This is a genomic window from uncultured Bradyrhizobium sp. (assembly GCF_947648125.1).
Classification (GTDB): Bacteria; Pseudomonadota; Alphaproteobacteria; order Rhizobiales; family Xanthobacteraceae; genus Bradyrhizobium.
In genome coordinates this window covers 1-6390 of sequence record NZ_CANSMR010000065.1, presented here as the reverse complement: position 1 = coordinate 6390, position 6390 = coordinate 1, and the positions used below count along the sequence as shown (strand labels likewise).

The following is a 6390-nucleotide window of genomic DNA, read 5'->3' as shown; positions in this document are numbered from 1 at the left end:
CCTGGGGCTGGAGAAGGTCCCAAGGGTTCGGCTGTTCGCCGATTAAAGTGGTACGTGAGCTGGGTTCAGAACGTCGTGAGACAGTTCGGTCCCTATCTGCCGTGGGTGTCGGAGAGTTGAGAGGATTTGCCCCTAGTACGAGAGGACCGGGGTGAACGTACCTCTGGTGGAGCAGTTGTCGCGCCAGCGGCAGTGCTGCATAGCTATGTACGGACGGGATAACCGCTGAAAGCATCTAAGCGGGAAACCCACCTCAAAACGAGCATTCCCTTGAGAACCGTGGAAGACGACCACGTTGATAGGCCGGATGTGGAAGTGCAGTAATGCATGTAGCTTACCGGTACTAATCGTTCGATCGGCTTGATTGCTCTCATTTTCAGTGTCCATAGGACTGCAAAGTCCCAGACCAAATGAGAAGGCCTTAGCGCGCATCGCGCTCAAACAGCTTGCTTCGTTTCCGTTGTCCTTCGCCGGCCTGGTGGTTCTAGCGAAGCGCCTCAACCCGATCCCATCCCGAACTCGGCCGTTAAACGCTTCAGCGCCAATGGTACTATGGCTTAAGCCCTGGGAGAGTAGGTCGCTGCCAGGCCTGCCAAGGACAATGGAATTCCTCTTTAAGATGTCATGATCAAAGCAAAACGCCGTCTCCGATTGGAGGCGGCGTTTTTGTTTGTCCGGCGCGGTGCAAAGTTCAGCTATTGGACGCGCGAGTGGCGGCGTGGCGGCGTGTTTCATCGACGCTTCTTTGCAGGGACATAACCTCATCCACTGTCGGTGCTTGGTTTCGCCATTCGACGTCGGATGGGGCGAGCCCGAGTGCCGATAATGCCTCCGCAATCAGGTTTTCAATTCCGACGCGCTGGGCATCGGTGGCATCAGCGTAAAGATCCGGCCCTCGCGCGCCGAAGTGAGAAACGAGATGGGCGCGTTCCAAGAGTTGGATGGCGACGCCGGAGGGGAGACGACCTGCACAGCCGGTCGTTGGCCCCAGGCCGTCTTCGTCCCAGCTCTGCACTAAGAGGGCATTGCGAGCCGCGATATTCTCGATCGAAACGGTAAGACGGGCGATTGCCCAGTCGATCGTCGACCAGCGATGTTCGAACAATTGAACCAAGCCAGATTGACGTTCAACGGTCATTGCTTCCTCGGTTTGGGTCGTACAGGTCGTTATTGTACATCACGGGGCCATGGCTGTCGTTTCAAGCGTACGGGACGATGCTGCTGCTGGATTTTGCTCACGCACTGAGCCGTCGCGGCGTGGGTGCGCGATTCCTGATCAACCGACCTTCAACCAGGAACGCCGCGATCACCAAGCTCTGAATACTTTGTGATCATTCGGCCACGATTGCTCATCATGCTCTACGACGAAAGTTCATAGGCCGTTCATTTCGATTTCCGTACCTCTTGCACCCAAGAAGCTCGGCAAACCTGCCCCAACAAGGAGACTTCCATGCGCGAGATCGTCCGTCCCGTAACTGCTGCGTTGAGCGTCGCATGTCTTGCGATCGCCATGACCGCGGCGTCGAACAGCGGCGCATTCGCGCAGGCCCAGCAGCAGATGGCGCCGGCGGCAAAGCAGCCCGCGCCTGCCGCGCAGGCCGCAGCTCCGGCACAGGACCAGGCGCCCCCGATCAAGCAGATCGCATTGACCGACAAGCAGATCGACGGCGCGATCGCGGCCGCCAAGGAAATGGACCCGATCACCGCAAAATTGTCCCAGGATGCCAAGCCGGATCCGAAGGTCGTTGCCCAGCTCGAGGCCATCGCCAAGAAGAACGGTTTCGCCAGCTATGACGACTACAACAGCGTCGTCGACAATATTTCGCTGGTGCTCGGCGGCTTCGATCCGCAGACCAAGAAGTACATCGGTCCCGAGGCCGTGGTGAAGGCACAGATCGCCCAGGTCCAGGCCGACAAGAAAATGTCGGCCAAGGACAAGAAGGACGCGCTTGCCGATCTCAACGAAGCCCTGAAGTCGCCGCCGCCCGCAGTCGAGAACAAGGGCAATATCGACCTCGTGACCAAAAGCTACGACAAGCTGATGGAAGAGTTCGGCGGCAGCGACGACAACTGAGCTGCGATCCGAATCAAAAGCCGAATCAAAAATGCGCCCCGGAGAAATTCTCCGGGGCTTTTTTGTGCCTGATCTCGTGCTGGCTCAGGTCCGCGTGCGCATCCGCATCATGAAGCTGTCGAACGAAAGTTCGGCGACCTGCATCCAGGCCAGCGATTCGTTGCGATAGGCGGCGAGGCTCGCATACATCTTGCCGAAATGCGGATTGCTCTTGGCGAGATCGGCATAGATCTCGTTGGCCGCGTTGTAGCAGGCCTCCAGCACTTCCTGCGGGAACGGCCGCAGCTGCGCGCCGGCCACGATCAGGCGCTTCAGCGCCGGCGGATTCACCGCATCGTATTTTCCGGTGACCCAGGTGAAGGTGTCTTCGGAGGCGGCCTGGATCGCGGCCTGATAATGCTTCGGCAGCGCGTTCCACTTGTCCTTGTTCATCACGTTGTGGCCCTGTCCAGTGCCTTCCCACCAGCCGGGGTAGTAGTAGAATTTCGCGACCTTGACGAAGCCGAGCTTCTCGTCGTCATAGGGCCCGACCCACTCGGCGGCGTCGATGGTGCCTTTCTCCAGCGCCGGATAGATGTCGCCGCCGGCGATCTGCTGCGGCACGCCGCCGACCTTGGCGATGATGGTGCCGGCGAAGCCGCCGACGCGGAATTTCAGTCCCTGCAAATCCGCCATCGACTTGATCTCCTTCCGGAACCAACCGCCCATCTGGGCGCCGGTCGAGCCAGTCGGAATGCCGACGCAGTTGTATTCCGCAAGCAGGTTGTTGATCAGTTCGCTGCCGCCGCCCCATTGCAGCCAGGAAATATGCTGCCGCGTGTTGAGGCCGAATGGCAGCGACGTGCCGAAGGTGAAGGCGGGATTCTTGCCCCAGTAATAATACAGCGCGGTGTTGCCCATCTCGACCGTGCCGTTGGAGACGGCGTCCAGCACCTGCAGGCCGGGCACGATCTCGCCGGCAGCGAACGACTGGATCTGGAAACGGTTGTCGGTGATTTCGGCGACGCGCTTGCAGAAGAATTCGCAGCCGCCATAGAGCGTATCGAGCGCTTTCGGCCAGCTTGCCGCGAGCCGCCACCTGACCTCCGGCATCGATTGCGCGACCGCGGGCGCAGCCACCGCCGTCGCAGCCAGCCCGACGCCGCCTGCCCTCAAGAAATCACGACGCTTCATGCGTATCCCTCCTGTGTGCCGATGCCTCGACAAGGGGAACGATCTTGGTGCCGTCTTTCTTCGCCGATCGATCGACGTTGCTGTGGTGATGTGTCCAGTGGCCCTCGACGGGCTCTTGTGGAAATCCGAGCTTCCGGTTCCACCGGTCAGGATGATGGTTTGCCGGAGGAAATCAAGCGTCCGGCTTCGTTGCAGTTGCGAAGGGAAATCGGCGCTGTTGGTCTCATCCGATACCTGTCGGCGGTGCTGCGATCTGCTACGACGGCAGGTGAGTTGATGGGAGTTCAAGGACATGGCCAACAAGAAAGTCGTGGTCGCCGGCGCGACCGGCCTCGTGGGCAACGCCGCCTTGCGACACTTCGGCGCATCTGGCGAGTGCGAGCGCATCGCGCTGTCGCGCCGCAAGCCGCGCGATCTCTATGGTGCGCAGCATGTGCGAATCGACCTCACCAGCGCCGAGGATTGCCGCCGCGCCGCGGCCGAGCTCGCCGGCGCAACGCACCTGATCTATGCTGCACTTTATGAAGCGCCGAGCCTGGTCGATGGCTGGCGCGATGCCGGGCAGATCGAAACCAACGACCGCATGCTGCGCAACCTGATGGGCGTGCTTGAACCCGTCGCGCCAGATCTCAAACATGTCGCGCTGCTGCAGGGCACCAAGGCCTATGGCGTGCATGTCCGGCCGCTCACGGTGCCGGCGCGCGAGGGCCGCTCGGAAATGTACGAGCAGCCCAATTTCTATTGGGCGCAGGAGAATTTCCTGCGAGAGCTGCAACGTGGCAAGAGCTGGCACTGGAGCATCCTGCGCCCGGTGCTGATCATCGGCGAAGCGATGGGCGGTGCGATGGATCTGATCCCGCCGCTCGGCGTCTATGCGGCGGTGCTGCGCGCGCAGGGCAGGCCGCTCGACTATCCTGGCGGTGCGCCGCGCGTCGCGCAGGCGGTCGACGTCGATCTCCTGGCGCGCGCGATCGCCTGGTCGGGCGATGCGGAAACCGCACGCAGTGAAGCCTTCAACGTCACCAATGGCGACGTCTTCACCTGGGAGAATATCTGGCCCGCGGTGTCAGATGCGCTCGAGATGGCGCCTGGCCGGCATGTGCCGCTGTCGCTGGCGCAGGAGTATCCGAAATGGATCGCGCCTTGGGACGAACTGCGCAGGAAGCACGATCTGATCGCACCTAGCCTGGAAGAGTTCGTCGGCCTGTCGTTTCAATATGCCGACTACAGCATGCGCTACGGACAGACCGAATCCGGACCGCCCTCGATCGTGTCGACGGTGAAGATCAACCAGGCCGGCTTCACCGAGATGATGGATACGGAAGCGATGTTCCGGAAGTGGTTCAAGTTGGCGAAGGCGAGTCGGCTGCTGCCGTAGTTATTCAGGAACCGGCCTAACCGCTCCCTCGCCCCGCTCTTGCGGGGGGAGAGGCGAAGGACGTCGCTCCGTTGGAGTGAACGGTAAGAGAGCGCCATAGCGATGAAGTGAGGTTGAATCGGTTTGGCCTCGGGTTCGGCTCACCTCTCCCCAGCGGGGAGAGGTCGATTTGCGCAGCAAATCGGGTGAGGGGCCGCAGCTCCAAGGAGAGACCGTAACCCCTCACCCGGCGCTGCGCGCCGACCTCTCCCAAGGGAGAGGTGAACTTTCGACGCCGCTCCAGCTCAACCTCATCTCATCATCTAGCGCGAGAACGCGGCTTCCATTGCCTTGCGCGTCTTGATCGTGTCGTTGCCCTCGTCGACCTCGACGTCGCTCCAGCGCACCACGGCGCCATGGGCGATGTCGTTCTTCAGCTTGACGCGATGCGCAAGCCCGATCGGCAGCGCACCGGCGGCGAGGCTGGCGGAGGCGGGCATCAGTTTGCCCCACACCGTGTAGCCGCCTTCGCCATCGAGCATCTCGCCGGCGCGCAGATTGCGTTTCGCCACCGCCGCGACGTCGCCGCGGAAGCCGCGCGGCTGCCCGGTCGGTTCGTTGCGCAGCGCCGCCGAGAGGACGGAAATATTCAGCTCGAGCCCGATCAGATGATACGGCTTGTACATCGCGGCATAGCGGCCGGACGCGTCGGTCTTGAGGCCGTACTGCTTGAAGCAATCGGCGGCATAATCGTTCGGCGCCTCCAGCACCACATAGACGCCCCAGCGTAGATCTCGGAACACCGGACGGCCGTCGCGCTCCAGCGACGACACCACCTCGACGATGCCGGGTTTCTCCAGCACGCCGCCCGCCTCACGCGGCCGCATCACATGCGGCAGGTCGTCGACGCCGCAGGGCGGAAACAGCAGGCCCTCCGACGGCACGTCGAGCGTACAGGCGTTGGCGATCGCCGCCATCTCGATCGCGGATTTGGTGCCATCGAGGAAGGAGTTGAACATCTGCGGGTTCATGCCGGCTGATTGCGCTTCGCCTGATGTGAGCCCGTAATGCTGCCAGACGCCCTCCGGCGTCACGTCGTGATAGGCGGGCAAATATTTCGTGCCCTTGCCGGCGGCGACGACGCGGAAGCCCGTGGCGCGCGCCCAATCGACCATCTCCGCGGTCAGCGCCGGCTGGTCGCCATAGGCGAGCGAATAGACCACGCCGGCCTTGCGCGCCTCTTCGGCGAGCAGCGGCCCCGCCAGCACGTCGGCCTCGACATTGACCATCACCACATGCTTGCCGGCTGATATCGCCGCGCGGGCATGGCGGATGCCGACCGCGGGGTTGCCGGTGGCTTCCACCACCACGTCGAACGCGCCGCCTGCGATCGCGCGGGCGCCGTCATCGGTGAAGGTCGTTGCGCCGATCCGTGCATCGTCCCAGCCGACGGTACGGCACGCCTCGCGCGCGCGATCGCGGTCGAGATCGACGATCACGGGTACCTCGAGCCCCGGCGTATGCGGCACCTGCGACAGGAACATCGAGCCGAATTTTCCGGCGCCGATCAGGACGACGCGAACCGGCTTGCCGGCGGCGGCGCGGGTTTGGAGGAGGTGATGCAGGTTCATGATGGGTGTCCGAGGTGTAGCGTTGCAGCTTTGATTCCGTCATGGCCGGGCTTGTCCCGGCCATCCACGACTTCGGTGCCGCGAGCCTGTTTAGTAGTGGATTCGCCGGGCAATCCCCGGCAAGACGAAGTTTGGGGTGTGGGTGTTTTAAAAAA

The 6390-nt window shown here is 62.3% G+C and carries 5 protein-coding genes and 2 rRNA genes; 4 read left to right on the top strand and 3 right to left on the bottom strand.

What is annotated here, in order from left to right; genetic code table 11:
• Together Q0030_RS40410 and rrf are read left to right on the top strand one after the other, a co-directional pair.
• A 23S ribosomal RNA gene (locus Q0030_RS40410) occupies positions 1–368 on the top strand; the annotation flags it as partial.
• 106 nt (positions 369–474) lie between these two features.
• A 5S ribosomal RNA gene (gene rrf / locus Q0030_RS40405) occupies positions 475–589 on the top strand.
• A 102-nt stretch (positions 590–691) separates the two neighbouring features.
• Here rrf and Q0030_RS40400 read toward each other — a convergent pair.
• Positions 692–1138, bottom strand: coding sequence for a hypothetical protein (locus Q0030_RS40400; RefSeq protein WP_298380667.1), 447 nt, complete (start codon positions 1136–1138; stop codon positions 692–694).
• A 312-nt stretch (positions 1139–1450) separates the two neighbouring features.
• Here Q0030_RS40400 and Q0030_RS40395 point away from each other — a divergent pair, with 312 nt between their 5' ends.
• On the top strand, positions 1451–2074 hold the full coding sequence (locus tag Q0030_RS40395; RefSeq protein WP_298380664.1) for a hypothetical protein: 624 nt from the start codon (positions 1451–1453) through the stop codon (positions 2072–2074).
• Positions 2075–2158: 84 nt separating this feature from the next.
• Here the strand turns inward: Q0030_RS40395 and dctP are convergent, their stop codons facing one another.
• The gene (gene dctP, locus Q0030_RS40390; protein WP_207833352.1) at positions 2159–3247 is read right to left on the bottom strand and encodes a TRAP transporter substrate-binding protein DctP; all 1089 of its coding nucleotides are present in this window, start codon (positions 3245–3247) and stop codon (positions 2159–2161) included.
• 292 nt (positions 3248–3539) lie between these two features.
• Here dctP and Q0030_RS40385 point away from each other — a divergent pair, with 292 nt between their 5' ends.
• Complete coding sequence (locus tag Q0030_RS40385) at positions 3540–4625, top strand: NAD-dependent epimerase/dehydratase family protein (RefSeq protein ID WP_298380658.1); 1086 nt, start codon at positions 3540–3542, stop codon at positions 4623–4625.
• A gap of 302 nt (positions 4626–4927) precedes the next feature.
• Here the strand turns inward: Q0030_RS40385 and Q0030_RS40380 are convergent, their stop codons facing one another.
• A complete protein-coding gene (locus Q0030_RS40380) occupies positions 4928–6235 on the bottom strand; it encodes a Gfo/Idh/MocA family oxidoreductase (protein WP_298380655.1) in 1308 nt (435 codons plus the stop codon).
• Positions 6236–6390 lie beyond the last annotated feature (155 nt).